31 protein-coding genes and 1 pseudogene are annotated in these 26,641 nt (G+C 57.9%); 12 read left to right on the top strand and 20 right to left on the bottom strand.

Annotated features, from left to right (window positions below):
• On the top strand, positions 1–197 hold a 197-nt coding region (locus ABRP98_RS09160; RefSeq protein WP_349858840.1), incomplete at its 5' end, for an SIP domain-containing protein.
• Positions 198–267: 70 nt separating this feature from the next.
• On the opposite strand, the gene rpsQ is transcribed toward ABRP98_RS09160, so the two are convergent.
• Genes rpsQ through rpsJ form a run of 11 tightly spaced genes read right to left on the bottom strand, consistent with a single transcriptional unit; the run spans position 268 to position 5,442 of the window.
• Positions 268–576, bottom strand: a complete 309-nt coding sequence (gene rpsQ / locus ABRP98_RS09155; RefSeq protein ID WP_023025182.1) for a 30S ribosomal protein S17 — start codon at positions 574–576, stop codon at positions 268–270.
• A gap of 2 nt (positions 577–578) precedes the next feature.
• Entirely contained in the window at positions 579–809 is a 231-nt protein-coding gene (gene rpmC, locus ABRP98_RS09150) for a 50S ribosomal protein L29 (protein ID WP_005276944.1), read from the bottom strand.
• Positions 809–1,225 carry a 50S ribosomal protein L16 gene (rplP, locus tag ABRP98_RS09145; protein ID WP_005276943.1) on the bottom strand — a complete coding sequence of 139 codons (417 nt, stop codon included), beginning with the start codon at positions 1,223–1,225 and terminating at the stop codon, positions 809–811. Before rplP ends, rpmC begins: the two co-directional genes overlap by 1 nt.
• A 3-nt stretch (positions 1,226–1,228) precedes the next feature.
• Complete coding sequence (rpsC, locus tag ABRP98_RS09140) at positions 1,229–1,975, bottom strand: 30S ribosomal protein S3 (protein ID WP_005276941.1); 747 nt, start codon at positions 1,973–1,975, stop codon at positions 1,229–1,231.
• On the bottom strand, positions 1,975–2,337 hold the full coding sequence (gene rplV / locus ABRP98_RS09135; protein ID WP_005276938.1) for a 50S ribosomal protein L22: 363 nt from the start codon (positions 2,335–2,337) through the stop codon (positions 1,975–1,977). The genes rpsC and rplV overlap by 1 nt, the downstream gene beginning before the upstream one ends.
• Positions 2,338–2,340: 3 nt before the next feature.
• On the bottom strand, positions 2,341–2,619 hold the full coding sequence (gene rpsS, locus ABRP98_RS09130) for a 30S ribosomal protein S19 (protein ID WP_005276936.1): 279 nt from the start codon (positions 2,617–2,619) through the stop codon (positions 2,341–2,343).
• Between the two features lie 13 nt (positions 2,620–2,632).
• Positions 2,633–3,469, bottom strand: a complete 837-nt coding sequence (gene rplB, locus ABRP98_RS09125) for a 50S ribosomal protein L2 (protein WP_005276935.1) — start codon at positions 3,467–3,469, stop codon at positions 2,633–2,635.
• Positions 3,470–3,504: 35 nt separating this feature from the next.
• Positions 3,505–3,807 (bottom strand): 50S ribosomal protein L23, encoded by a 303-nt coding sequence (rplW, locus tag ABRP98_RS09120; RefSeq protein ID WP_005276934.1) that lies wholly within the window; start codon positions 3,805–3,807, stop codon positions 3,505–3,507.
• The gene (gene rplD, locus ABRP98_RS09115; RefSeq protein ID WP_239269115.1) at positions 3,807–4,460 is read right to left on the bottom strand and encodes a 50S ribosomal protein L4; all 654 of its coding nucleotides are present in this window, start codon (positions 4,458–4,460) and stop codon (positions 3,807–3,809) included. Before rplD ends, rplW begins: the two co-directional genes overlap by 1 nt.
• The gene (gene rplC / locus ABRP98_RS09110; protein ID WP_349858837.1) at positions 4,457–5,113 is read right to left on the bottom strand and encodes a 50S ribosomal protein L3; all 657 of its coding nucleotides are present in this window, start codon (positions 5,111–5,113) and stop codon (positions 4,457–4,459) included. The genes rplD and rplC overlap by 4 nt, the downstream gene beginning before the upstream one ends.
• 23 nt (positions 5,114–5,136) lie before the next feature.
• Positions 5,137–5,442 carry a 30S ribosomal protein S10 gene (rpsJ, locus tag ABRP98_RS09105; RefSeq protein ID WP_003848085.1) on the bottom strand — a complete coding sequence of 102 codons (306 nt, stop codon included), beginning with the start codon at positions 5,440–5,442 and terminating at the stop codon, positions 5,137–5,139.
• Between the two features lie 711 nt (positions 5,443–6,153).
• On the opposite strand from rpsJ, the gene ABRP98_RS09100 reads away from it, so the two are divergent.
• From ABRP98_RS09100 to amaP, 6 genes are read left to right on the top strand one after another with little or no spacing between them, the layout of a single operon-like run.
• On the top strand, positions 6,154–6,633 hold the full coding sequence (locus ABRP98_RS09100; RefSeq protein WP_005276899.1) for an Asp23/Gls24 family envelope stress response protein: 480 nt from the start codon (positions 6,154–6,156) through the stop codon (positions 6,631–6,633).
• A 5-nt stretch (positions 6,634–6,638) separates the two neighbouring features.
• Entirely contained in the window at positions 6,639–6,986 is a 348-nt protein-coding gene (locus ABRP98_RS09095; RefSeq protein ID WP_349858835.1) for a Rossmann-fold NAD(P)-binding domain-containing protein, read from the top strand.
• 2 nt (positions 6,987–6,988) lie between these two features.
• Positions 6,989–7,183 (top strand): hypothetical protein, encoded by a 195-nt coding sequence (locus ABRP98_RS09090; RefSeq protein ID WP_023025176.1) that lies wholly within the window; start codon positions 6,989–6,991, stop codon positions 7,181–7,183.
• Complete coding sequence (locus ABRP98_RS09085; protein ID WP_349858834.1) at positions 7,183–8,247, top strand: Asp23/Gls24 family envelope stress response protein; 1,065 nt, start codon at positions 7,183–7,185, stop codon at positions 8,245–8,247. The genes ABRP98_RS09090 and ABRP98_RS09085 overlap by 1 nt, the downstream gene beginning before the upstream one ends.
• Positions 8,240–8,806 carry a DUF6286 domain-containing protein gene (locus ABRP98_RS09080; protein WP_349858832.1) on the top strand — a complete coding sequence of 189 codons (567 nt, stop codon included), beginning with the start codon at positions 8,240–8,242 and terminating at the stop codon, positions 8,804–8,806. The genes ABRP98_RS09085 and ABRP98_RS09080 overlap by 8 nt, the downstream gene beginning before the upstream one ends.
• On the top strand, positions 8,799–9,374 hold the full coding sequence (amaP, locus tag ABRP98_RS09075; RefSeq protein WP_349858830.1) for an alkaline shock response membrane anchor protein AmaP: 576 nt from the start codon (positions 8,799–8,801) through the stop codon (positions 9,372–9,374). The genes ABRP98_RS09080 and amaP overlap by 8 nt, the downstream gene beginning before the upstream one ends.
• Here amaP and ABRP98_RS09070 read toward each other — a convergent pair.
• Positions 9,363–10,061, bottom strand: coding sequence for a hypothetical protein (locus tag ABRP98_RS09070; protein WP_349858828.1), 699 nt, complete (start codon positions 10,059–10,061; stop codon positions 9,363–9,365). The two genes, amaP and ABRP98_RS09070, sit on opposite strands and share 12 nt — an antisense overlap.
• A gap of 347 nt (positions 10,062–10,408) precedes the next feature.
• On the opposite strand from ABRP98_RS09070, the gene ABRP98_RS09065 reads away from it, so the two are divergent.
• The 4 genes and pseudogenes from ABRP98_RS09065 (at position 10,409) to ABRP98_RS09050 (ending at position 16,111) form a co-directional block, all read left to right on the top strand.
• Positions 10,409–11,392: an ABC transporter permease gene (locus ABRP98_RS09065; protein ID WP_349858826.1), complete on the top strand. Its 984-nt coding sequence runs from the start codon at positions 10,409–10,411 to the stop codon at positions 11,390–11,392.
• Complete coding sequence (locus ABRP98_RS09060; RefSeq protein ID WP_349858824.1) at positions 11,393–12,385, top strand: ABC transporter permease; 993 nt, start codon at positions 11,393–11,395, stop codon at positions 12,383–12,385. It abuts the gene before it with no gap.
• Positions 12,382–14,264, top strand: a pseudogene (locus ABRP98_RS09055) (ABC transporter ATP-binding protein). Before ABRP98_RS09060 ends, ABRP98_RS09055 begins: the two are co-directional and overlap by 4 nt.
• A 146-nt stretch (positions 14,265–14,410) precedes the next feature.
• Positions 14,411–16,111 carry an ABC transporter family substrate-binding protein gene (locus ABRP98_RS09050; protein WP_349858822.1) on the top strand — a complete coding sequence of 567 codons (1,701 nt, stop codon included), beginning with the start codon at positions 14,411–14,413 and terminating at the stop codon, positions 16,109–16,111.
• Between the two features lie 544 nt (positions 16,112–16,655).
• On the opposite strand, the gene tuf is transcribed toward ABRP98_RS09050, so the two are convergent.
• The 8 genes from tuf to ABRP98_RS09010 form a co-directional block, all read right to left on the bottom strand.
• The gene (gene tuf, locus ABRP98_RS09045) at positions 16,656–17,846 is read right to left on the bottom strand and encodes an elongation factor Tu (RefSeq protein ID WP_005276884.1); all 1,191 of its coding nucleotides are present in this window, start codon (positions 17,844–17,846) and stop codon (positions 16,656–16,658) included.
• A 389-nt stretch (positions 17,847–18,235) separates the two neighbouring features.
• Positions 18,236–20,365 (bottom strand): elongation factor G, encoded by a 2,130-nt coding sequence (fusA, locus tag ABRP98_RS09040; RefSeq protein WP_023016729.1) that lies wholly within the window; start codon positions 20,363–20,365, stop codon positions 18,236–18,238.
• Positions 20,366–20,683: 318 nt separating this feature from the next.
• Complete coding sequence (gene rpsG / locus ABRP98_RS09035; RefSeq protein ID WP_023025169.1) at positions 20,684–21,151, bottom strand: 30S ribosomal protein S7; 468 nt, start codon at positions 21,149–21,151, stop codon at positions 20,684–20,686.
• Positions 21,152–21,157: 6 nt separating this feature from the next.
• Entirely contained in the window at positions 21,158–21,529 is a 372-nt protein-coding gene (gene rpsL, locus ABRP98_RS09030) for a 30S ribosomal protein S12 (RefSeq protein ID WP_005276879.1), read from the bottom strand.
• Between the two features lie 263 nt (positions 21,530–21,792).
• Positions 21,793–22,344, bottom strand: a complete 552-nt coding sequence (locus tag ABRP98_RS09025; RefSeq protein ID WP_284781935.1) for a nucleoside/nucleotide kinase family protein — start codon at positions 22,342–22,344, stop codon at positions 21,793–21,795.
• 26 nt (positions 22,345–22,370) lie between these two features.
• Positions 22,371–23,141, bottom strand: coding sequence for an energy-coupling factor transporter transmembrane component T family protein (locus ABRP98_RS09020; RefSeq protein ID WP_349858819.1), 771 nt, complete (start codon positions 23,139–23,141; stop codon positions 22,371–22,373).
• Positions 23,134–24,561: an ABC transporter ATP-binding protein gene (locus ABRP98_RS09015; RefSeq protein ID WP_349858817.1), complete on the bottom strand. Its 1,428-nt coding sequence runs from the start codon at positions 24,559–24,561 to the stop codon at positions 23,134–23,136. Before ABRP98_RS09015 ends, ABRP98_RS09020 begins: the two co-directional genes overlap by 8 nt.
• 13 nt (positions 24,562–24,574) lie before the next feature.
• Positions 24,575–25,189 carry an ECF transporter S component gene (locus ABRP98_RS09010; RefSeq protein WP_349858816.1) on the bottom strand — a complete coding sequence of 205 codons (615 nt, stop codon included), beginning with the start codon at positions 25,187–25,189 and terminating at the stop codon, positions 24,575–24,577.
• A 512-nt stretch (positions 25,190–25,701) separates the two neighbouring features.
• Between ABRP98_RS09010 and ABRP98_RS09005 the strand changes: the two genes are divergently transcribed.
• Positions 25,702–26,457 (top strand): hypothetical protein, encoded by a 756-nt coding sequence (locus ABRP98_RS09005; protein WP_349858814.1) that lies wholly within the window; start codon positions 25,702–25,704, stop codon positions 26,455–26,457.
• The last annotated feature ends 184 nt before the right edge of the window (positions 26,458–26,641 follow it).

Genomic DNA, 26,641 nt, shown 5'->3' with positions numbered 1-26,641 from the left:
CGCACCAGGAAGCGGAATCTGTTGTTGCCGCGCTGAAGGCAGATTATGCCGATGAGGCGATACCGGGGTACGTGTGGATCTCCGGCGAAGGGGACTTGGCGAAGAAGGTTCGGGGCCTCGCGGTGAAAGACTGGGGCCTTTCTTCAGACGACGTCACCTGGGTGCCCTACTGGTTCTATGGAAGAGCCCGGCCTTAAAACTCTGAAACAGCGAAAAGCCCCTGTATCGAACCAAATGGTCCGGTACAGGGGCTGCGCTGGCTAGGGTTTACTTAGCCTTCTCGATGATCTTTACGAGACGGAAGTGCTTGTCCTTGGACAGCGGGCGGGTCTCAGCGATACGTACGAGATCGCCTACGCCTGCGGTTTCTTCCTCATCGTGCGCCTTAACCTTCTTGTTAGAGCGCATGATCTTGCCGTACAGAGCGTGCTGCTTGCGGTCTTCCAACTCGACGACGATGGTCTTGGACATCTTGTCCGAGACGACGTAGCCGGTGCGGACCTTAGGAGCACCCTTGACCTTCTCCTTCTTCGGAGTTGGTCCCTTCTTGGATTCAGTCACGTTAGCCTCACTCATGATTAAGCCTCAGCTCCCGGAGCGACAGACAGGCCCAGCTCGCGCTCGCGCAGAACGGTGTAGATGCGGGCAATGTCGCGCTTAACCGTGCCGATGCGGCGGTTGTTGGTCAGCTGGCCGGTGGCCTTCTGGAAACGAAGGTTGAACAGTTCTTCCTTCGCATCCTTCAGACGGGTTTCCAGCTCTGCGTTGTCGAGCTCACGGAACTCGTGGGCGGGGGTACCGGTTGCCATTAGAACTGGTCCTCCTTCTTGATGATGCGGACCTTGCAAGGAAGCTTCTGGCCAGCGCGGCGCAGAGCCTCAATTGCAACAGCCTCTGTTGGGTAGCTCATCTCGAAAAGTACGCGGCCAGGCTTCACGTTAGCCACCCACTTCTCAACCGGGCCCTTACCGGAACCCATACGAACACCGAGCGGCTTTTGGGTCAACGGACGGTCCGGGAAGATGTTGATCCACACCTTGCCACCACGCTTAACGTGGCGGTTGATGGCAATACGTGCGGCCTCAATCTGACGGTTGGTGATGTACGCAGGCTCCAGTGCCTGGATTGCGTAATCGCCGAAGTTAATGCGGTTTCCGCCCTTGGACACGCCACGACGGCTCGGGCGGTGCTGACGGCGGTACTTAACACGCTTAGGAATCAGCATGGATTAGCCCTCCTGCTTCTGCTGTGCACGCTGGCGGCGCTGGCCACCGCGGCGGGAGCGACCATTGCGGTCACCACGGCCACGGCCCTGTGCCGGAGCGTTCAGTTCGGACTCGCGTACGCCACCGACGACGTCACCCTTGTAGATCCACACCTTGATGCCGATACGGCCGAAGGTGGTGTGGGCCTCTGCGGTGCCGTAGTCGATCTCGGCGCGAAGAGTGTGCAGCGGAACGCGGCCCTCGTGGTAGCGCTCGACGCGGGACATTTCTGCACCGCCCAGGCGGCCGGACAGCAGAATCTTGATGCCCTTAACCTGTGGCTGGCGCATAGCGGACTGGATAGCCTTGCGCATTGCACGACGGAATGCGACGCGGTTAACCAGCTGCTCCGCGATGGAGTGAGCAACCAGGGTTGCGTTTGCGTCTACCTGCTTGACCTCGAGGATGTTGAGGGCAACCATCTTGCCGGTGAGCTTTTCCAGCTCGCGGCGGATGCGGTCAGCCTCAGCACCGCGGCGGCCAATCACGATGCCCGGACGGGCGGTGTGAATGTCCACGCGAACGCGGTCACGGGTGCGCTCGATAACGATGTCGGCGATGCCGGCGCGCTCGAGGCCCTTGTTGAGGTAGTTACGAATCTTGATGTCTTCGGCTACGTAGTTCGCGTAGTCCTTATCCGCGAACCAGTGGGTCTTCCAGTCGGAAGTGATGCCCAAACGTAGGCCGTGAGGATGGATCTTCTGGCCCATTACTTGGCCCCTTCCTGCTGGCTTTCGACAACCACGGTGATGTGGCTGGTGCGCTTACGAATCATGAATGCACGACCCTGTGCACGCGGCTGGAAACGACGCATGGTCGGGCCCTCGTTGGCGTATGCCTCGGAGATGACCAGAGTGCGTGGGTCGAGGCCGAAGTTGTTCTCAGCATTAGCGGCTGCGGAAGCAACGACCTTTGCAACTGGCTTGGAAGCACCCTGCGGTGCGTACTTCAGGATTGCCAAAGCTTCGCTTACGGACTTGCCGCGGACCAGATCGAGCACACGACGTGCCTTCATCGGGGTAACGCGGACGTAGCGGGCCGTGGCGGATGCGGAGGTGATGGTCTCACTCATCGCTTATCGACGTCCCTTCTTGTCATCCTTGACGTGACCCTTAAAGGTCTTGGTTGGTGCAAACTCGCCCAACTTGTGGCCGACCATGGAGTCCTCGATGAAGACCGGCACATGCTTGCGGCCGTCGTGGACGGCGAAGGTGTGTCCGATGAAATCGGGGAGAATGGTCGAGCGGCGAGACCAGGTCTTGATGACCTGCTTGGTGCCTGCATCGTTTTGAGCATCCACCTTGTTGAGGAGGTGCTCATCGACGAACGGGCCTTTCTTAAGGCTGCGTGGCATTGTTTACCTCCTCTTAGCGCTTCTTGTTCGGGCGACGACGGCGCACGATCATGTTGTTGGAGTAACGGTTCGGGTTGCGGGTGCGACCCTCCTTGTGACCCCATGGGGACACTGGGTGGCGACCACCGGAGGTCTTACCCTCACCACCACCGTGTGGGTGGTCAACCGGGTTCATAACGACACCACGGACGGTCGGGCGAACGCCCTTCCAACGCATGCGGCCGGCCTTGCCCCAGCGGATGTTCATCTGCTCGGCATTGCCAACTTCACCAACCGTTGCACGGCAACGGATGTCCACGCGGCGGATTTCAGAAGACGGCATACGCAGAACGGCGTACTTGCCTTCCTTACCCAGCAGCTGGATGGAAGCACCAGCAGAGCGAGCCAGCTTAGCGCCAGCGCCCGGCTTGAGCTCAACAGCGTGGATGGTCGAACCGGTCGGGATGTTGCGCAGCGGCAGGTTGTTGCCCACCTTGATATCTGCGTTCGGGCCGGACTCGACAACAGCACCCTGCTTCAGACCCTTCGGCGCGATGATGTAGCGCTTCTCGCCATCTACGTAGTGCAGCAATGCAATGTTTGCGGTGCGGTTCGGGTCGTACTCGATGTGAGCGACCTTTGCCGGAATGCCGTCCTTGTCGTTACGACGGAAGTCGATCAGACGGTAACGGCGCTTGTGGCCACCGCCAATGTGGCGGGTGGTGATGCGGCCGTAGTTATTACGACCACCGGTTTTGCTCAGCGGGCGCAGCAGGGACTTCTCCGGAGTCGAGCGAGTGATCTCGTCGAACTCAGATACGGAGGATGCGCGGCGACCCGGAGTTGTCGGCTTGTACTTACGAATAGCCATAATTCTTCCTTTTCCTTTCGGCTCTCCGGTGGCGCTTAAGCGCCTGCGCCGAAGACGTCGATGGAGTCGCTGCCTTCACGGAGCGTCACGTATGCGCGCTTGGTGGACTTACGCTGACCGAAGCCGGTGCGGGTGCGCTTACGCTTACCTGCACGGTTTACGGTATTCACGGAGTCGACCTTCACGTCAAAGATCTGCTCGACGGCATCTTTAATCTGGGACTTGTTGGAGTCTGGGGAGACGAAGAACGTGTAGACGTTCTGCTCCATCAGACCATAGGACTTCTCAGATACAACCGGGGCGATGATGACATCGCGCGGGTTAGAAATCTTAGCCATTAGTTCTCCTCCTTATCCGCGCCGGTAGCGCGAGTGATGAAGGTGTGTAGCGCCTCAACGGAGAACACAACGTCATCGGAGTAGAGAACGTCGTAGGTGTTGAGCTGACCGGCGTCCAAGATCTGAACGTTCGGCAGGTTATTAGCGCTACGACGGGCGTTGATGTCCTCGCGGCCGATAACCAGCAGCACGTTGTCGCGCTCGGTCAGGGACTCGAGGAAAGCCTTGGCCGCCTTGGTGGACGGCTTCTGGCCTGGAACCAACTCTTCGATGACATGGATGCGCTCGTTGCGAGCACGGTCAGACAACGCACCGAAGAGAGCAGCCTTGATCATCTTCTTAGGGGTGCGCTGTGCGTAGCTACGTGGCTGCGGGCCGTGGACGGTGCCACCGCCGGTGTAGTGCGGCGCACGGATGGAACCCTGGCGCGCACGACCGGTGCCCTTCTGGCGGAAAGGCTTGCGACCACCACCGCGGACAGCGCCGCGGGTCTTGGTGGCGTGGGTGCCCTGACGAGCAGCAGCAAGCTGTGCGTTGACAACCTGGTGCATCAAAGCAACGGATGCCTCGGTGTCAAAGATTTCAGCCGGCAGGTCCACGGAGCCATTGGTCTTACCTTCAGAGGTGTGGACGTCTAGCTTGAGGTTGCTCATGCGTGTGCACCGCCCTTCACTGCGGTCTTAACGGTGACGAGGCCGCCGCGCGCACCCGGGATAGCACCCTTGATGAGCAGCAGGTTGGACTCGACATCAACTTTCTGAATCTTCAGGTTTTGGGTCGTCACGCGGTCGTGGCCCATGCGGCCAGCCATGCGCTTGCCCTTGAAGACGCGGCCCGGGGTAGCAGCGCCACCGATACCACCAACGCGGCGGTGAGCGGCCTGGTTACCGTGAGCTGCGCCCTGACCCTGGAAGCCGTGGCGCTTCATAGCACCAGCGTAGCCGTGGCCCTTGGTCTGGCCGGTGACGTCAACGAAGGTGATGCCTTCGAAGATGTCTACCTTGACCTCTTGGCCAACCTCGTATGCGGAGGTGTCGTCCATGCGGATTTCCGCAACGTGACGACGCGGGGTTACGCCAGCCTTCTTGAAGTGACCACCCTCAGGCTTGTTTGCCTTGCGTGGGTCAATCTCGCCAAAGGCGATTTGGATGGCACTGTAGCCATCGGTTTCGGGGGTGCGAATCTGGGTGACAACGCATGGCCCTGCTTCAACGACGGTAACCGGAACAACGCGGTTGTCATCGTCGAAGACCTGGGTCATGCCGAGCTTCTTGCCCAGAATGCCCTTGATCTCGTTTTCACTCATTATTAGTTCTCCACCAAAGTCGCTTACTGGATGTTCACGTCGACGCTTGCCGGAAGATCGATGCGCATCAAAGCGTCAACGGTCTTCGGGGTCGGGTCGAGAATATCGATCAGGCGCTTGTGCGTGCGCATCTCGAAGTGCTCGCGAGAGTCCTTGTACTTGTGCGGAGAACGAATAACTGCGTACACGTTCTTCTCGGTTGGGAGCGGCACTGGGCCAACTACACGAGCACCCGTACGGGTAACGGTCTCGACGATCTTCTTTGCAGAAGCGTCGATTGCCTCGTGGTCATAGGCCTTCAGCCGAATGCGGATCTTTTGTCCCGCCACGCTTATCCTCTTCCTCGCTTCCCCACTTTCACATTCCCGGCGTTTCCGGGGCGTGAAGCGGTGGGAAATTGCTTCTCGATTTCTCTATAACGTTGTCCGGGCCTGGGGCCTGACACAACGCCAGTGGTCTGACTGTCATGACAACCAAGAGATACAGCACATGACAAATGCCAGTCTGCAGTGCTCCTGACGGGGTACAAGACCCGTAGTCAAAGTATTGTGAAGAGGACGGTTTTCACGCATTACACGTGGAGAGTGTCCTATTCGCTAACTGCCGCTGTTTATTTGCCATGCCCCTTCTCCGGTCCATCGTCTCGGGGTGCCTCTGCTCTAGCGCGGACCTAGCCCGATCGGATGACCTTCCAGTCTGTGTTTCAGGAAAGCCCTGAGCCACGGTGACAACGAAGGTGTCATGTTCGCTTTACCAGCTCAGCGTCTCCCCGATGCGCACCGTATTTAAGACGGTCCGTTATCGGTTCGCGCTACCCTGTTAAAGCAACCTAAGTATTTAAGCACGATGGGCTGGTGTTTTTCAAACCAACCTGGCAATAGTGCCAATAATCACGTTTTGGTAAATATTGTTGTCACAGACCCCACTTCAGCTTGGGCGGTAGGTATGCTCAAGGAAGGATTTTGAACCGTTGGTTCTTGGTCCTTCAATTTCGTATTGCGACCATGCAAGTCAATATTTAGGGAAAGGCCTTAAAGACCATGTCTGAGAACAACACTCCTGCAAAGCACTCTGAGAACAACGTTGCCGCTTCTGAAGAGCGCGAGGTAAACAACAACCTGGAGACTCAGTACGGCACCACCACCATTGATGACGTCGTTGTTTCCAAGATCGCTGGCATTGCAGCCCGCGAAGTTTCCGGCGTTGACTCCCTTGGTGGCGGCGGCGCTCGCATGATGGGCACCATCCGCGAGTCCTTCGGTGCATCCGAGGACGTACGCCAGGGTGTTGACGTAGAGGTAGAAAACGGCTCCGCAAAGATCGAGATTGCCATCACCGCTGAGTACGGTGTTGCTATCCACGAGCTGGCTGAGGCAATTCGCCGCAACATCATGAACGCTGTCGAGCGCATGACCGGCCTGACCGTAGAGCGGGTTGACGTTGTTGTTCACAACGTCAAGCTGCCGAAGGAAGACTCCGAGTCTGAAGAGCAGGCTGCACTGAACCAGGGCCAGGCATAAGAACAATGCCTGAACCCCGAGCACAATTTGAGCTCGAGGTAAGCCACGCTCACGCAATTGCGGAAGCGGTGCAAAAGCTCAACGGTGTCGCGGGCCTTGACGGCGGATCCTACGGCTCGGTGAGCCTACTCTTCCCGGGCGAAAGGGTTACCGGCATGCGCCGGCCCGATCCCCGCGACGATCGCCACCTGCAAATCAACGTCCGTGTTGATATCAGTGCGCAGCCTGATCTGTACCGCCTAGCGGAAGAAATCCGCTCGGCAGCCCGCAAGGCATGTACGGAGCTAGAACGCATCGACGTTGAGTTTTCTGACGCCGTAGATGGCTTATCCGCTGCTCCCTCGAAGGATTAGATATGAAAAATTACACCACATTGGGCATTGTTATCGGCCTGCTACTTGCCTTCTTTTTGTACTTAGGTTGGGGTTGGACGCTGCTCGCCGTGCTGCTTGCTGCCGTCGGTGGCCTCTTGGGTTCCCACTTTGATGGCCGGATCGACCTCAGCGCTGTGTGGAATGGCCTCATTGGCAAGGAGAAAGGCCAAGGCTAATGTCAGAAGGTTCCACTAAGGGCCACACGCGTTTCTCGCTGCGGACCATGGAACGAATCGTGACCGCCGCAATTGCTAGCGTGCCTGGCACAAAGGATTTAGATGCCAAGCTTGCTGGCATTGGCGGACGCGGTTATCCACGGGTTTCGGTACAGATGGATCCAGAGCGTGAGGTCGCCGCCGTGAGCGCGACCATCGCTGTGGTGTGGCCATCGCCGGTTACCGCAGTCGCGGAAAGTACGCGTGCCGCCATTTCAGAGGCTATTGCTGCCCATACCGGCTATACCACCACCCGCGTGAATGTCACCGTTGGTGAATCGGTCCCGGATACTCGCGTTACCGCAGAACAGGTTGCGCAGCGTCCTGCCGCTTCGGCTTTTACCCCGGAGGTTACCCCGTCTACCGTGACCCAGCCTGTCACCCAGGACTCGGTCGTAGTGCGAGGCATCGAGACCCCGGAAGAAGCCGCAGTTCGCACCGTCGATACCCCACAAGAGGCGACTGTTCGCGGTATTGCCGTACCACCAGAAGCCGGAATCCGCGCGATTTCTTCCGGGAAGGAAGTTGCCGTCCGCGGTGTATCGGCGCCGCCTGGCGATACCCCGGCGCGCTCCGTTGACACGCCGCGGGAGGCGCCGGTGCGCAGCATTTCCGCTGATCTTCCGGATCACCAGCTGTTAGACATCAGTGCTCCAGAAGATCACGAACCGCGCCGCATCATCGAGCCGCGCCCAGAGCGGGTACGCAGCGTTCGCGCCCCGCGCCCTGCTCGGTTGCTCCCGAGCGGACAGATACGCCCCTTCGCCAAGAAGGCAAAGGTCTCTGTCCCCCGTCCGCAGCCTTTGCGCAAGATCGAGATCGATAATTCCCGGAGCGAGCAGCGCGTGCAGACCGCAAGGCCCGCCCCACTGCGCAAGGTTCAGGCCCCGCGCCAGGAACCGCTCAAGCGCATCAAGGTAACCCCAACAAGCCAGCGCCCGCTGCATGTCTATGCGCCACGGCCTGAGCCGCTGCGTGCCATTTCCATCACCCCATTCCACGAGCAAGGAGGCAATAATGGCTGAGATGAATATGCCTGAGCATTTCGGGCAACAGCCCAAGGCGTCTCCTGCCGTGCGCACGTGGACCGTCATTTTAGGTTTCGTCCTGCTGGCCATTGGCATTGTGGGTGTCCGCGAAACCTGGCTTGTCGGCGCAGACGCCAATGCCCAATCGTGGGTCCAGCCGGTCCTCAATCTTATTGCCACCGAGCAATTAGAAACGTGGATGATCTGGGCTGGCGTAGGCTCCATCGTCGTTGGTCTCATCTTTGTGATCGCTGCGGTAAAAACGCGCCGCAATACCCACATCCAGGTCGCTTCCGAGTCCGCTTCCATGTGGATGCGTCCGGTTGATGTCGCGCGCTTGAGCTCTGCCGCAGCGCGCCGCGTTCCGGGAGTCGCGTCCGCGCAGACTTCCGCGGATACCAAAAACGCGAAGGTTACCGTCAACGGCGATGAGCAAGATACTGAATTGCCTGGGCGCGTGGAAACGGCTGTTAGCCGCGCTTTGGAAGTGCTTGCACACCCACCAAAGGTCACCGTAGCCGTAGAGAAGATTCCGGAGATGGATAATCATGTCTAAAAAGCTTGCTACCTTTGACCGAATCCTCCTCGGCCTGCTTGGAATTATCCTCATCGCGCTCGGTGTGTGGCCAATTCTCATTAACTTCAATGTGGAATTTGCTGAGTATCTAGCGGAGTGGGTAGACCACGATACGTGGCGCACTTTGGGCGACAATAGTTGGTGGGTCTGGGTCTTGGCTGGCGCCTCTGCCCTATTGCTCATCATTGGTTTGTGGCTCATCGTCGTAAATCTGCGCCACCGCCGCTTTAATAATGTGGAATCCGCAGCTTCCAATGAAGGAGGCGCAATCTCTGCATCCATGAGCGCCATCGCCACCGCGGTGGCCAAGGATCTGGACGCGCTTGATGGTGTGGACCGGGTCGAGCGCTTGGTTGCATACGACCGCGCCCGCCCGACGCTGCAGTACACGGTGGTTGCCAACCCAGACACGCCGCTGGAGCGCCTGACCAATGCTGTGGAAACCAATGAGCGCGACTTCCGGGAGGCTTTCCCCGACGCTGACCTAGATACCAGCTATAAGCTGCACTTCACCAAGGTCAAGCCGATGAAGGATTTAGCTGAATAAGGGGTTTGGGGCCTCTGCAATAAGGACCTCAACTACCTTGCCCAATCGCACATAATCGCCGCCCTCGAGGAGTAACTCTAGCTCCTCGCCAGGGCGGCATTTTTCTATCCTCTTCCACGCATAATCACGGGCAACCACCCGCCGATTTTCCTTGTGAAAGAGATGCAGCCCGTGATCTAGGACAGCGATAGCGTCCTCCAAGCGGAGGACATAGACAAAGTCACCCAACTCGTAGCGGATCCTGCCACTGAGCTCCGGTAGCGGCTCAGTCAGCCGCATGATGCTGGAGACGATCCCAAGCCGGTGTTCAAAGCCCTCAGTATCCCTAACCACAAAGGGCCGGCCGGGGCCCGTTGGCCTAATGGCGCTGTATTCCCACACCACCGGCTGAGCATTCGGGCGGCGCACAATGATACGGGAGGAATCGGCGGTGATGCGGCAGGCGGGGGCATCGCTAAGTACGAGCCACTCACCTGTGCCCACGCGACCATCCTCAAGGGGCAATAACGGCGGATGAACTTCGGCCTGCCGCTCCAACTCAGCGACCAACTCCGCGTCGCTCACGCCCCAGCCGATGCCCCGGTTGGCCAATAAGGCAAAGAGCGTCGGCAGGCTCAGATTGGGCTGACCCTCCCATGCCGTGCGCAGCGCCGCCAAGGTCGGGTCGATGCGAGTGGGATCTTCCATAAGGATCTAGCCTACCGAGCTTCTCCGACCTATTACAGCCATGGGTCAGCGCGCCACTCTGGTTGATTGGTTACCCCCGTTGTCACTTATTTTCACTTAAGCGTTTCTTATAACTGTTGAACAATTTAGGTTTTTAAATCTGCAGCTGAATCCCATTTTTCTTTTTAGCGCCCTAAGTGTCTACACTGAAAAAATACCTATTGGTTGATTGGCGATGCACATCACGGGGCAATGTGAATTGTGCTCTCGCTTATATCTTATTAGATTGGTCACATACAACGACTCCATCGTTGGCTTTATATATATTCACACTGTTTCCTGCTTAACCACGCACGGATAATTTCCCCATGACAAAGTATTTGATCAAAAAGATCTTGGGCTGGTTACTCATGATCTTTTTAGCCACTAACTTGGCTTATTTCTTGGCGGTCTCGTTTTTGGACCCGCGTTCAAACTACACCGAGCGCCGTCCACCACTTTCAGATGAGGAAATCAATAACCTCCTCGAGCCTTATAACCTCAGCCCAGAAACCCCGCTCTTGGAGCGTTGGTGGACTTGGCTGACAAATATCCTCACGAAGTGGGACTGGGGACAATCTCCGGTCGGTGAGATGGTCAACGAAGAGATCAGCTACCGTATCTGGGTATCCGCACAGCTGCTCTTGCTGGCCACCATCCTTTCCATCGTCATCGGTGTGGCCGTTGGTGTGTACACCGCCTCCCGTCAGTACAAGACCGGTGACCGCGTGTGGCAGGGAATTTCCATCATTGCGATGAATACCCACGTGGTTGTTGCCTCCATCGCCGTCGTCTGGGCCGCCCTGGAGATCAACGATTTGACCGGCAAGAAGATCTTCTACGTCGTCGGTTCCAAGTCCCTGGGGGTCGAGGGATTCTTCCCCAAACTCCTGGACTCCGCGCAGCACCTCGTCTTGCCCACGATTTCCCTGGTGATTATCAGCTACGCCAGCTACCACATGACCCAGCGCACGCTATTGCTCGATAACCTCGATGCGGATTATGTCCGCACCGCCCGCGCAAAGGGACTTACCCGCCAGCAGGCCATCCGCAAGCACGCACTGCGCACCTCCATCATCCCGGTGGCCACCTCCGTCGCATTTTCCGTACCCGGCATCTTCACCGGTGCCGTGATGACGGAGCGCATCTTCGGCTGGAACGGTATGGGCCAGTACTTCATCCAGACCATTAGTAAGAACGACATCAATGGCGCGGTAGCCGTGGCGGCATTCGGTGCCGCGATGACGGCCGTGTCCGCCGTCCTGGCAGACCTCGTTGTTGTCGCCTTGGATCCACGAGTAAGGGTGAGCTAAATGACAAATCCCAAAGAACCAAAGATGTCCAAGAAACAGCCCCGTGGCGAGGTTTCTACGCGCACCGAGGTCGTCTCCGAGGATCCGTTAAGCAATGAGGAAGCCGAGCGCATGGCCACGCTGCCGGAGGTCCCCCGCGGTACTTCCCGGTACAAGCTGTATATTCGCCGCTTCTTCCGCAACAAGCTAGCCACCGTTGGCGTCATCATCCTGGGCTTTCTCATCTTTGCCGCCCTTTTTGGCAATTTCTTTGCCCAGTGGGACTACACGGAACCGGACTTCCTCGCCCTATCTGAGCCACCGAGCCCCGAGCATTGGTTTGGTACCAACGATTCCGGCAATGACCTCTATGCCCAAACCATCCACGGCCTGGGCAGGTCCCTGACCATTGCAATCGTGGTGTCCTTCGCCACGCTGGTCATTTCGGCCTTCGTCGGCTGCGCCGCAGCCCTGTGGGGCGGATTTGCAGAAAAGGCCGTCCTCGCGGTTATCCACTTCCTGCTTTCCATCCCAACCTTCCTGCTCATCGCCCTTGTGGTGGCAGACTCCGGCGGTGACTGGAAGCTTCTGATAGTCGTCCTTATCGCCTTCGGCTGGATGTACCAGGCCCGCGTGATTTGGTCCCTAGCACTTACCGTCCGCGAGCAGGACTATGTCCGCGCTGCAAGCTACATGGGCGTATCCAAGATGCGCACCATCGTCCGCCACGTCATTCCAAACATTGGTTCGCTGCTTATCATCCAGTTCGTCTTCGGCGTTGTGGGCACCGTGGGCTCTGAGACCGCACTGTCCTTCCTGGGCTTGGGCGTGAAGCTTCCCGATGTCTCCCTCGGTACCTTGCTGCAGGGCGGTACTGCCTCCCTGCAATCCGCCCCATGGCAGTTCTACTTCCCCGCCGCTACCTTGACGCTGCTGACCGTCTCCATGGCTTTTATTGGCGATGGTCTGCGCGACGCACTCGATCCCAACTCCAATTCCGGAGGTAAACTATGACTTCGCCTATCTTGTCCGTCAATGATTTACGCGTCAGCTTCCCCTCTGAAGCCGGAACCGTCTCTGCGGTGCGCGGTGTCAGCTTTGACCTGCACCCCGGCCGCACCCTGGGCATCGTCGGCGAATCCGGCTCCGGTAAGTCCGTGACCTCCATGTCCATCATGGGCCTGCTGCCGGAATACGCCAAGGTAGAAGGCTCCGTGAAATTCGATGGCCGCGAGCTCCTCGGGCTTTCTGATAAGGAAATGTCGAGCATTCGTGGCAATGGCATCGGCATGATCTTCCAGGATCCGCTCTCCGCGCTGACCCCGGTCTTCGATATTGGCTCGCAGCTGGTAGAGGCCATTCAGGCCCACCAGGACATCGGCAAGAAAGAAGCCCTGAAGCAAGCCACTGAGCTCTTAGATCTGGTGGGCATCCCCGAGCCTCACCTGCGCCTGAAGTCGTTCCCGCACGAGTTTTCCGGCGGTATGCGCCAGCGCGTGGTCATCGCCATTGCTATTGCGAATAACCCGCGCGTGCTCATTGCCGATGAGCCGACGACGGCCCTCGACGTCACCATCCAGGCGCAAATCCTGGACGTCATCCGTCTGGCGCAGCGCGAAACCGGCGCCGCCACCATCATGATTACCCACGATATGGGCGTGGTGGCAGAAACCGCTGACGATGTCATGGTCATGTACGCCGGCCAACCGGTAGAACACGGCGATGTCGATACCATTTTTCTAACCCCCGCATGCCCTACACCGTAGGACTACTTGGTTCCACGCCGCGCCCCGATTCCTCAGCCTCGGAACCTCTGACCCCCATTGAGGGCAACCCACCGGTCTTGGTGAACCTAAAGGATCGCTGCCAATTCGCCCCTCGCTGCCCCGTCGCGCAGGAGGCTTGCCTTTCCGGCGAGCCGGGGCTGCTTCAGCTCACAGACGAATCCACCTCCCACCGCAGCGCCTGCCTGCGCGCGCCGGAGATCCACGACCGCAAGATTGACGGTGAGCTGATGTTTAAACCGCCGCTGCTTGCCGATGACATCTTGGCCGACGTTCCCCGCGAGGATCGCAAGACCACCCTCGCCGTGAACGAACTGCGCAAGCAGTTCCCGCTTACCAAGGGCGCGTTGATTAAGCGCAAGGTGGGCACCGTCAAGGCCGTCGACGGTATTACCTTCGATATCCGCGAAGGCGAGTGCCTGGCCATCGTCGGTGAGTCCGGCTGCGGTAAGACCACCACCCTGCTGGAGATCATGGATCTGGACCCTGAAAACGGTGCCGTTGTCCTCAATGGCAAGAACGCCAATGGCATGAGTGGGTCCGAGCGCCGCGAGGCCCGCAAAGACATCCAGATCGTCTTCCAGGACCCAATGAGCTCGCTCAACCCCCGCCTGACCGTGCGCGAGGTCATTGCGGAACCGCTCAATTCCCTGGGCTATGACGGCGATGTCGATACCCGCGTGAATGAGCTCATGGGTTTGGTCGGCCTCGACTCTTCGCAGCTGGACCGTTTCCCTAGCCACTTCTCTGGCGGCCAACGCCAGCGCATCGGCTTGGCCCGCGCCCTGGCCACGCGTCCTTCGGTCCTTGTGCTCGATGAGCCCGTCTCCGCCTTGGACGTGTCCATCCAAGCGGGTGTCATTAACCTGCTCGAGGACCTGAAGCGAAAGCTGGGCCTGTCCTATCTCTTCGTCGCCCACGATCTTTCCGTCGTGCGCCACCTTTCGGACCGCGTTGCGGTGATGTACAAGGGCAAGTTCGTCGAGTCCGGCTCGACGGATGAGATTTTCGATAACCCGCAGGATGACTACACCAAGAAGCTTCTGGATGCCATCCCGAATCCGGATCCCAAGGTTGCCCACGCACGCAGGGAAAAGTCCCGGGCCTAGCTCCCTCGAGCTCCGCATTCTTTCCATAAAGTGATGGCGGACACAAATACAAATATTGTAACGTACGTCACATAGTTGCAGTAGACGGTTACCTATTCGGCCGTCTATGCCAACTTCGTCTTCATCTCACGCAAGGAGTAATCCCCATGAAAAAGTTCGGTCGCTTCCGCATAGCAACGGTTGCCACTCTCTCCGCCACCGCGCTCGCACTCACCGCCTGCTCGGGTTCTGGTGACGGTGCCGACTCCTCTAACAAGGCTGTCGGCGGTCTCGAAATCGACGTCAAACCGTCCGGTGACTACAACGAAAAAGAACGCGATGAGATTAAGGACGGCGGTGAGCTCACCCTCGCCCTCGGCGAGCTGACTGAGCAGCAGAACCGTTTCCACGCCAATATGACCACCGATACCAGCACCGTATGGGGCTGGTACAACCCGCAGATGGCGCTCTATGACGGCGAAGGTCACTACACCCCGAACCCCGCGTACCTGGATTCGGTAGAAGAATCCACCGAAGGCGATAAGACCGTCGTGACCTACGACATCAACGACGACGCCACCTTCAATGATGGCACCCCCATTGACTGGACCGCTTTCGAGAACACCTGGCGCTTCAACAACGGCAAGGACATGGACGTCCAGGTCAATTCTACCGACGGTTACGAGCTAATCGAATCCGTGGAGAAGGGTGAAAGCGACAAGGAAGCCGTGGTCACCTTCGAGAGCCCATACCCATGGTGGCAGGGACTTTTCAACGACATCCTGCACCCAGCGATCGATACCGCCGAGAAATTTGACCAGGAATACTTGGGCAAGCTCAACCCACAGTACGGCGCGGGCCCATTCAAGGTGGAAAACTCCGACTTCCGCGGCGGCACCGTGTCCTTCGTGCCTAACGAAAAGTGGTGGGGCGATGAGCCGAAGCTGGACAAGGTCAGCTACCGCGCGATGGAGTCCCAGGCAACCATCAACGCTTTCCAGGCTGGCGAAATCGACGCCGCCGGCGTGGGCAGCAAGAACAACCTCACCATCGCCGCCGACATGGGCGATTCCATCGACGTCCGCGCAGCCACCCGCCCGGCCAACGTCCTGTTCACCTTGAATTCCAAGGCCCCACAGCTGGCTGATAAGGATGTTCGCCACGCAGTATTTGCAGCCATCGACCGCGACCAGCTCGCAGAGATCCGCTACAACGGCCTAGGCTATGAAGAGGAAATGCCTGGCTCCCTGACCCTGTACCCAACCCAGGAAGACTACAAGGACAACCTTTCTGAGGTTCTCGAGTACGACGTTGAAGAGGCCAAGAGCCTGCTGGAGGACGCCGGCTACTCTGAGGGCGATGATGGCTACTACGCCAAGGACGGCGACAAGCTGTCTCTGCGCTACGTTCTTATCGGCGATGACGAGGTCTCCAAGTCCACCGCTACCGCCGTCCAGAAGATGTTGAAGGACGCTGGCATTGAGCTGAAGATTGAGGAGCGCCCAAGCTCTGACTTCTCCAAGATCAGCAACGAGCGCGACTTTGACCTCTTCTTCTCCGGTATCGCCGCAAGTGACCCATTCGGCCCAGCATTCTTTGGTCAGACCTACGCCAGCGACTCCACCCTCAACATGTCCGGCACGGGTACCGAGGAATTCGATAAGAAGATTGAAGAGATGCAGAAGCTGCCGACCCGCGATGAGCAGATCGAGCGCATCAACGAGCTCGAGTCCGAAGCCTTCGCAGAATACGGATTGCTTCCGTACGCCAACGGCCCACAGATGGTCGGTCTAAAGAAGGGCATCGCCAACATGGGCGCCCCTGGATTCGCCGTCATCCCTAAGGAAAACATCGGCTGGGAGAAGTAATAACTACTTCCCTCACTAGGTAAAGGCCTTCCACTACCTGCCTGCAGGTGTGTGGCAGGCCTTCCTTTGTGTTTGGGTGTGTTTGGACCCTGCAAACCCCCAACAGAACCCAACTTATGGAAACAAACTCGCTGCCCAGGCGAGGGCAGCGAGACAGGCTCGCGATGGCGGCCCACTAGCCGTCAACGCAGACCGTCCGGCAGCTTATCGGACTCGCTACTACACGGATGCCCTAGAGCAAACACATTGCGACTCCTATCTCGGGGCGGGCCGCGCCTATGGCGCTTGCAGCTAAAAGCCTCCGAGATGGCCTCTATTCTGGCACAGCCATATCGCTGCATTCAGGCCTCTAACGGCGTGAGTAGGTCTTAAGCTCGCCCTACAGTTCCCTCGGAGTGCAGCAGAAAGCCGCTAAAGCACCAGCACTGCCTGTAGCCAACGACCTCTCCAACTCAAGGCGCGTGTAGAGATCAAAAAAGTCCGCCACACCGGTATGCGGTGCAGCGGACTCTTAAAGCTCTACCGAGCGGTTACGAAGCCTCGATTAGTCGAGAACCTTGGTAACGCGGCCAGCGCCGACGGTGCGGGAGCCCTCGCGGATAGCGAAGCGCAGGCCCTCGTCCATAGCAACAGGCTGGATGAGCTCAACGGACATCTCAACGTTGTCGCCAGGCATAACCATCTCGGTGCCCTCAGGCAGGTTCACAACACCGGTAACGTCGGTGGTGCGGAAGTAGAACTGAGGACGGTAGTTGTTCATGAACGGGGTGTGGCGGCCGCCCTCTTCCTTCTTCAGGACGTAGACGGAGCCCTCGAACTTGGTGTGAGGGGTGTAAGCGCCCGGCTTGATAACAACCTGGCCACGCTCAACGTCCTCACGCTTGGTACCACGCAGAAGCAGACCACAGTTGTCGCCAGCCTCGGTGTAGTCCATCATCTTGCGGAACATCTCGATACCGGTAACGGTGGTGTTCTGGGACTTCTCCTGGATACCGATGATCTCAACGTCCTCGTTGACGTTCAGACGACCGCGCTCAACACGGCCGGTAACAACGGTACCGCGGCCGGTAATGGTGAAGATGTCCTCGATAGGCATCAGGAACGGCTGGTCGGTAGCGCGCTCCGGGTCAGGGATGGAGTTGTCGCAGGCATCCATCAGGTCAACGATGGACTGTACCCACTTCTCGTCACCCTCGAGTGCCTTCAGAGCGGAGATGTGAACGATAGGAGCTTCCTCATCGTAGTCCTGCTCTGCGAGCAGCTCGGAGATTTCCATCTCCACAAGCTCGATGATTTCCTCATCGTCAACCATGTCGCACTTGTTCAGTGCAACGAGGATGTAAGGAACGCCAACCTGGCGAGCAAGCAGAACGTGCTCACGGGTCTGCGGCATCGGGCCATCGGTTGCAGCAACAACCAGGATAGCGCCGTCCATCTGAGCTGCGCCGGTAATCATGTTCTTGATGTAGTCGGCGTGGCCCGGGGCGTCAACGTGTGCGTAGTGACGCTTCGGGGTGGAGTACTCCACGTGGGAGATGTTAATGGTGATACCGCGCTCCTTCTCCTCAGGAGCCTTGTCGATCATGTCGAACGCGAATGCCTGGTTCTCCTCAGGGTACTGGTCAGCCAGAACCTTGGTGATCGCTGCGGTGGTGGTGGTCTTGCCGTGGTCGACGTGTCCGATGGTGCCGATGTTCACATGCGGCTTCGTACGCTCGAACTTCTCCTTTGCCACTGTATGTCCTCCTGGACTATATGGTGGCTACGACCTTCGCAGCCACGTGGTTGACAGTTGTCATTGGCACCTGACCCATTGTCTGGGACAAAGCGCTAATGACGCTTTCTTTACGTGCCAGTTACACGATCCTAGATTTATCCCGCGGTTTTTTCAAACCGCCATTATAGGAGGTAACCCCGCGTATTTTCGCGGCCATTTCCCTCAACAAGAGTCTCAAATAAAGGATCCTGGGAGGGTAACGGCCGGCTCAATTCACAACCAATGGTGTTAGCTGCAAACTCAGCCCGCCGCTACCCAGCCCAGTTGCCACATTCAGCGGTGAGGCTGGCATCTACTGGCAGAGACTACCAGCCCTTAACCGCCGCTGAACGGGCGGGGCGTCGCTATTAGTTCGCGCCGCCGGTGCGCTCTTCGATGATCTCCTGAGCCACGGAGGAAGGAACCTCAGCGTAGGAGTCGAAGACCATGGTGAAGTTAGCGCGGCCTGCGGTGGAAGAACGCAGGTCACCGATGTAGCCGAACATCTCAGACAGCGGAACCTTGGCCTTGACGACCTTGGCACCGGAGCGGTCTTCCATGGCGAAAACCTGGCCACGACGGGAGGAGATGTCACCGTTAACGGTACCCATGTACTCCTCAGGGGTAACAACCTCAACGGCCATCATTGGCTCCAGCAGAACCGGCTTTGCCTTGGCCATAGCTTCCTTGAATACCTGGGAGCCGGCCAGCTTGAAGGCCATCTCCGAGGAGTCAACGTCGTGGTAAGCGCCGTCTTCGAGCGTTGCCTTGATGTTGACCATCGGGAAGCCAGCCAGGTAGCCGTATTGCATAGCGTCCTGGATACCAGCATCGACGGAAGGAATGTATTCCTTCGGCACGCGGCCACCGGTCACGGCGTTCTCGAAAGCGTAGGTTGCAGACTCGCCCTCTTCCAAGGTCTCTGGGTCCGGGTTGTACGGCTCGATGGTGCAGATAACCTTTGCGAACTGGCCGGAACCACCGGTCTGCTTCTTGTGGGTGTAGTCGATGGACTCCACCTTGCGGCGGATGGTCTCGCGGTAAGCAACCTGTGGGTTACCGATGTTTGCCTCGACCTTGAACTCGCGCTTCATGCGGTCAACAAGAACGTCGAGGTGGAGCTCGCCCATACCGCCGATGACGGTCTGGCCGGTTTCATCATCCAGCTCAACGGTGAAGGTTGGGTCCTCAGCAGCAAGCTTCTGGATGGCGTTACCCAGCTTCTCCTGGTCGGCCTTGGTCTTCGGCTCGATGGAGACCTTGATAACCGGATCCGGGAAGTCCATGGATTCAAGAATGATCTGGTCGTTCTTGTCACACAGGGTGTCACCGGTGGTGGTTTCCTTCAGACCAACAACGGCGTAGATGTTGCCGGCGTCAGCCTGCTCCACCGGGTTCTCCTTGTTAGCGTGCATCTGGAAGAGCTTACCGATGCGCTCCTTCTTGCCCTTGGTGGAGTTCATGACCTCGGTACCAGGGGTGACCTGGCCGGAGTACACGCGCACGAAGTTGAGCTGACCAAAGAACGGGTGAGCTGCAATCTTGAAGGACAGCGCGGAGAAGGAAGACTCAACGGAAGGCTTACGGGTGAGCTGCTGGTCCTCATCGCCCACAGCGTGGCCGATAACCTCGCCCACGTCGAGCGGGTTAGGCAGGAAGTCCACAACAGCATCCAGCAGCGGCTGGACACCCTTGTTGCGGTAAGCGGTACCGCAGTAGACCGGGTAGATCTCGGAGTTGATGGTCAGCTTGCGGATGCCGGCCTTCAGCTCGTCGATGGAGAGCTCTTCGCCGCCGAAGTACTTCTCCATGAGTTCTTCGTCAGACTCTGCAACGGCCTCAACCAGCTGCTCGCGGTACTGCTCAGCCTTTTCCTTGAGGTCCTCAGGGATCTCCTCGTAAGTTGGCTCAGCACCGGTCTCGACCTTGCCGCGCCAGGTGATGGCCTGCATGTTCAGCAGGTCAACGACGCCGTCGAAGTCATCCTCAGCGCCGATAGGCAGCTGCATAACGAGCGGCTTAGCGCCCAGGCGTTCAACGATCGTGTCAACGGTGTAGTAGAAGTCTGCGCCCAGCTTGTCCATCTTGTTGACGAAGCAGATACGTGGAACGTCGTACTTAGCAGCCTGGCGCCACACCTGCTCGGACTGTGGCTCCACACCTTCCTTACCGTCGAAGACGGCGACGGCGCCATCGAGGACACGCAGGGAGCGCTCAACCTCAACGGTGAAGTCAACGTGACCCGGGGTGTCAATGATGTTGATCTGGTTGTTGTTCCAGAAACAGGTCACGGCAGCGGAGGTAATGGTGATGCCGCGTTCCTTCTCCTGTGCCATCCAGTCAGTGGTGGATGCACCGTCGTGGGTCTCGCCCACCTTACGGTTGATACCGGTGTAGAAGAGAATACGCTCAGTAGTGGTCGTCTTACCAGCATCGATGTGGGCCATGATGCCAATGTTGCGGACCTTGTTCAGATCCTTGAGCACTTCTTGTGCCACGTTTATACCCCAACTTAATAGTCGTCGACGCCGTGACCAGAAACCTGGCTAAGACGCCTGCATGGATAAGTTCTTGAAAAGTTTGCCATTGAGTGGCCGTGCTAGGTGCCCAGTGGCTCCTAGACTTCCATCGCTTCAGTGTACTGGACATAAAGCGAATGCGCTGGACTAGGCCAGCTGCGCTGGTCTAAATCACACCCGGTGCCACCAAAATGGCCCAAGCAAGAGATATGAAGTTTTGTGTCGCCGCCGGGAAACCCGGAAATCAGCGCGAAACTCGTTTCTCGTTGCTTAGGCCATTGATGCAGGTGCTGAGAATTACCAGCGGTAGTGAGCGAAGGCGCGGTTAGCCTCAGCCATCTTGTGGGTGTCCTCGCGGCGCTTCACGGAAGCGCCGAGGCCGTTGGAGGCATCCAGGATCTCGTTGGAGAGACGCTCGATCATGGAGTTCTCGCGACGCTGGCGGGTGAAAGTCACCATCCAACGCAGTGCCAGGGTGTTGGCACGGTCCGGGCGAACCTCGACCGGCACCTGGTAGGTAGCGCCACCCACGCGGCGGGAGCGAACCTCGAGGTCTGGGCGGATGTTGCCCAGGGCCTTTTCCAGAGTGCCAACCGGGTCGGTGCCGGTCTTCTCGCGGCAAGCCTCAAGCGCGCCGTAGACGATGCGCTCTGCGGTGGACTTCTTGCCGTCCTGGAGGATCTTGTTGACGAGCATGGTTACCTGCTCGGAGTTGTATACCGGGTCCTTTACTACAGGACGCTTCGGAGCAGCATTCTTACGCATTGTTTATTACTGTCCCTTCTTTGCGCCGTAACGGGAACGAGCCTGCTTACGGTCCTTGACGCCCTGGGCATCCAGGGAGCCGCGGATAATCTTGTAACGAACACCTGGAAGGTCCTTCACACGGCCGCCGCGAACGAGGACCATGGAGTGCTCCTGCAGATTGTGGCCCTCACCTGGGATGTAAGCCGAAACCTCGATACCGCTGGTAAGGCGCACACGAGCAACCTTACGAAGAGCGGAGTTCGGCTTCTTCGGGGTGGTGGTGTACACGCGGGTGCACACGCCACGACGCTGCGGGGAACCCTTCAGCGCAGCGGTAGAAACCTCTTTGCGCTTGGTCTGGCGGCCCTTGCGGACCAGCTGTTGAATAGTTGGCATTAAACAGTCTTTCTGTCGAATTGCACCACTTCTTAAGAAGGGAACCAAACATGCAAAAATAGGCGCTCTTTCCCGGGGCGCTTCCGCATGTCCAGAACTCTTCTCAAGGCTGGCGCCTTGTTAAGGATCAGACTTTTCACCATGTTCTTTGCGCGCCATATTCACACAGGGTGCACAATACATAGTGAACTAGAGATAAGACTAGCAAAGCCAGCGCTATGAATACAAAACAGGGAATGTATCCTGCCGGCGGCGCGGAGGAGCTACTCCCACTCCCACGTCAGGTCCGGCTCTGCGGCCTTATCAGAAAAGTAGGATTTCTCCTGCTCTTCCCAGGTGCTAAACCACTTCTCGTAGGCCGGCTCGCGCGCAATCGCGCGCTCATAGCGCTGCTCGCGGGGGCCATCGATGCGCACGGTCACCACCGCGCCGCGCTTTTTCGCCGCCGCGATATTATCCGCGGTCACGGAGCCAACGCCTTCAACAATGAGGTCATCACGAACGTCGAGGCTTGCCCAGTCACCGGGGCAATTGGCTTCCCAATCCCAGCGCCAATAGCCGGGATTCATGGTGCGCAAGACCTGCTCGCCCACCATCTCGGAGCCCTTCTCTAGGCCATGCCAACCGGGATAGAATTCATCGAGGTGAACCACCCGCCAATTGGTGCGATCCGCCAAGGCGGCGGAGGTCCAGGTTTTGCCGGAGCCCGAGGGGCCATCGATAAGCACCGTGATGGGTTTAAACGCACGCTTTCGCGAGGCTGCTAGCTTAACGATGTCCTCCAAGAGGCGCTCTTGTTCGGCATCAATGTCCATAGTGCTTGAATCACTGCTTTCGCGGATTAAAGGCCAAAGAATCTCCAGGCCCCAGTAAGTACCGAAGTTACCACCGGTACACAAGCAAGGGCGAGACCGCAGGCCATCACCCACCCATCGTGGGCGTGCAGCCTCGATTCTCGGGCCCAGGTGCACTCCCCTCCTCCGGGTGGGGTGCGCCCGAACCCGCGCGCTTCCATGGCGGTCGCAAGCTTGCCGCCGCGGCGCAAAGCAATCACCAACAGGCCAAAGGACATCGTGAGCAAGTGCTTGAAGCGACCTTCATCCGTGAGCCCGCGGGCCCTGCGCGCCATGCCGAGTGATTGCCAATCCGATTTCAAGAGCGTCATCATCCGTACTCCGGCTACCGCGCCGATGACGAAGCGGGCGGGAAGGCGGAGGATCTGCGAGAGGGCATCGCCAAGCTCGGTAGGATCGATATCGCGTGCGAGCACCACCGTTGGTAGCGCGACCGCGAGCACACGCAGCGTGATCGCAATGGCCAAGGTGACCGAATTTTCCGTCACCGTAATAAGCCACCAGCTGAAGTACTCCTCTCCCCCGGGCGCGCCATAGAGCAGCATGGAAATGCCCGAAAGCGGGGCGATGAGGAATAGGAACCAGCTGGCTTTCCACAAGCGGACCCAGGAGACCCCACACAGCGGCGCCAGGATGAGCGTTAGGCTTAGCGATATCGCCGCCGATACCCAGTCGATAGAGGCAAGCAGCGGCGTGACCCAGACGAACATCAAGAAGATGCGGGTCAGCGGGTTTACATTGCGCAAGAGATTAGGCACCGCGCACCTCCACCTGATAATCGCCCAAGGCTGCCATGAATTGCGGGTCATGGGTAATGGAGGCAATGGTGGTGCCGTCATCGGCCAATTGGCGCAACAGGCCCACTAATTCCACAAAGGTTCCGGGATCCTGGCCAAAGGTCGGCTCGTCCAAAAGCAATACCTCCGGCGCGGTGACCAGAGCCGTTGCTACCGAAAGCCGGCGTTTTTCGCCCCCGGAAAGCGTGAAGGGATTGGCCTTCAGCAAATGCCCCAAGCGCAACGATTCCACCAGTTGCGCGATGCGTTTTTCTGGGGGATCAACGCGCATGACCTTAGGAGCGACCCGCAGTTCTTCTTCCACGGTGCGCGAGACAAATTGGTGTTCCGGATTTTGGAATACGAAGCCAATGCGGTCAGCCAATTCGCGGGATTTCCAGCGGGAAGGAGGGCCCTTCACACCGCGGCGGATGAAATCAGCAACCCCGATTTCTCCGGACTCGGCAGGCAATAGGCCGGCCATTGTCATCAACCACGTGGATTTTCCCACGCCATTGCGCCCGGTGATGACGGTCGACGCCCCCGCCGGCAGGGATATAGACCGCGGCGGCCCATAGCGGGTTACCAAGTCCTTGCTCCACAGCGCCGCAGTGGACTCTGCGAGCGCATCGCTTCCCAGCGACCTCGCCTGCGGGAGACCGGTGACCTGGCGCTTGCGGGCGACGTCAGCGAAGGGGCCATCAGAAATAATGCGCCCATCCTTTAGCTCTACCGCGCGGTCCAGCACGCTTTCCCACGCCGCATGCTGATGCTCGACTACCACCAAGGTGGCACCGGTGTGCTCCACTAGCTTGCCGACGGCCCGCACCACGTCCTGCGCGCCTTCCGGATCCAGGTTAGCGGTCGGCTCATCCAATAGGACCACGCCCGCGCCCATGGCGATAACCCCGGCGAGTGCCAAGCGTTGCTTCTGCCCGCCGGACAGATGCTCGGTGGGAAAATCCAGGTCCACATAGGGGCCAACTAGGTCTTGAGCCTGTTGCACCCTGCGCCAGATCTCCTCGCGCGGATACGCCAGGTTCTCGCAGCCAAAGGCGATATCATCGCCCACGCGCGCGGAAATGACCTGCGAATCCGGATCCTGGAGGACCAGCCCCACCGGAATGGTCCGCCCCGGCTCTTCCACCGTGCCCGCAGAATCCTCCAAGGTAATCTCGCCGGTGCGCGTGCCTTCCTCATCGGAGCCCAAGACACCGGCCATCGCCGCCAATAGCGTCGACTTTCCGGAACCGGAGTCCCCGCAAAGCAGGATCTTCTCACCGGGTTCGATGACGAGGTCTATGTCCTGCAGCGCCGGTTGGGAGCGCCCAGCGTGGGTCCACCCGTAACCGCGGGCCGAGATTTTTGTGGCATTTCCTGTGAAGTGTGAAAAATCAGTCACAGCGGTCTAAGCCCTAAGCGCGCTGTTCGCGGCCTACTGCAAAGCGGTCAAGAGCACCGGTCTTAGCCAATGCCTTCACCACATAGAAGCCCAAGGCCCCGGCCAAAATGGCACCGGAAATGGTCAACGTGACCAAGTAGATCATATTGAACTCGAAGGACTTCGCGAAATTACCGGAGGTAAACAGCTCTAGGACGAAGGCACCCCAGCCTGCTGCCATACCGGCCAGGATGGTAACGCCAAGGTTGAACTGGCGGTACATGAAGATAGCGAGGATGATTTCCACACCAATACCCTGCGCCAGGCCCGAGTACAGGGTGCTAATGCCCCACTGCGAACCCAAGACGGCAGACACGGTAGCGGCAAGAACCTCCACGTACACCGCTGCACCCGGCTTGCGGATGACCAATCCGCCCAGGATGCCGCCAAGCAGCCAGATGCCGGTGGCCAAGCCTCCAAGACCCGGCGTAAGAGCATCCATGGCCTCGTACCAGGCATAGCCCACGGCATTCCAGCCCAAGAATACGAAACCACAGGCAACACCTAAGACGGATGCCACCACAATATCCACCACGCGCCAGTCCAAGTTGCGCTTTGGTGTTGCGGCCCCAGCAGTATTAGCAGGCATTATTTTCTCCCTCTCGCCGGAATTACCCGGATCAGGTTCAACGGTTCACCGCGTCATTTCGCAGTATCTCAGCCTTCATTTATGTGCCTGTGCGACCTGTAGGCCCACGGGCCCACAGATTCTGAAAGCTCCCGTGTAATGGTTTAAATCAAGTAGTCCAAGGCCCACATTTTACTTATCTGGGCCACAGGCTTTACTCATACTAGCAAGCACGCATACGGGTCCCCACAACCAATTCGGCGGCCGAGTTGGGGTCCCAGTAACGGGAAACCTACACACAATCCATCAGACAGTCCCAAAACGGAAGGGCCCCGTCCGATACTTCGGCTTATAACCGGTGTTCGGACGTGGCCCTTCCTACTGGAGTGAATTAAGATCCTAGGCGGCTATATCACTCTCTCAGCTCCGAGAATAGACCAAAAAGCACACTATGACAAGATCACCCAATCCGCGATGCCAAGAAAGACGAAGCAATGCACGGATCCAGACATGAACAACATGTACTACAGACGTTGGGAGAACAGCGCGCTGGAAAATATTTAACTCAAATGGGAAATCATGCTGGTCGAGCCCTCGAGCTTTATAGGTGGGACCTTCAACTATCTGCGGCGCTTTGGAACTTATTATCCGTTTTTGAGATTGTCCTCAGAAACAAGATTTGCAAAGCGATCGATGAATGGAGCGATGAGCAGGAGCCTCAAAGCAATAAGAATTGGATTGAACATCCCACTTGCAATGTATCCTTCCCTCTCTCCAAAGTCAGCCAACAAATTGCAAACAGAGCCCTAGGAAAAGCCAGGAATGCTAAAGGGATTCGCGACAACGGAACTGGGCTCATCGAAGGGATTCATCCGCGAAAAGGTCAACCCATTAACCGCGATGACATTATTGCCCAAGTCACCTTAACTCAATGGAAGGAAGCTTTCTTCTACCGAGAACCGACAATTCGCCCCGATGGTACCCGCAAGTATTACCCTAACGTGACCACTTATACGAATCTCAAGTCCGTGTACAAAGAGATAACTAGCCGGGCGCTGTCATCGGGGCCTAAGACTATTTCCCCTAATCGAGCTAGTTTTATCATGCATCACGCCGTTTTACTTAGAAATAGAATTAGCCACCAAGAGTCACTGATCGATATCGATTGCAGCATCTACCGGAAGGAAATTTTTGAATTACTTAATTGCTTGGATCCTAACGTTCTTCAATATTTTTCGGCGAGCGATCCCCTTCCGGAAATTCTGAAAAACGATCCTCGTTCAAAGTGACGTTAAATTGTATCCCAATTCGAAGCCCATTTTTGAAAAATAAAATATTTATAGGCCATCTGCGTTAATAGAGAAATATCCTGAAAGAGCCCCCGCTTACCGTTTGACTGAACTGGCCCCCGAAAGTTGGACTGGTTTAATTCTAGGCGATGAGGGGTTCAAGGGTCTGATTCCGATATTGCAT

The sequence above is a fragment of the Corynebacterium sp. KPL2838 genome (genome assembly GCF_040225455.1).
GTDB lineage: Bacteria > Actinomycetota > Actinomycetes > Mycobacteriales > Mycobacteriaceae > Corynebacterium > Corynebacterium rhinophilum.
Note: the sequence above shows the minus strand (reverse complement) of the source record. Positions and strands in the feature narration are given on the sequence as shown.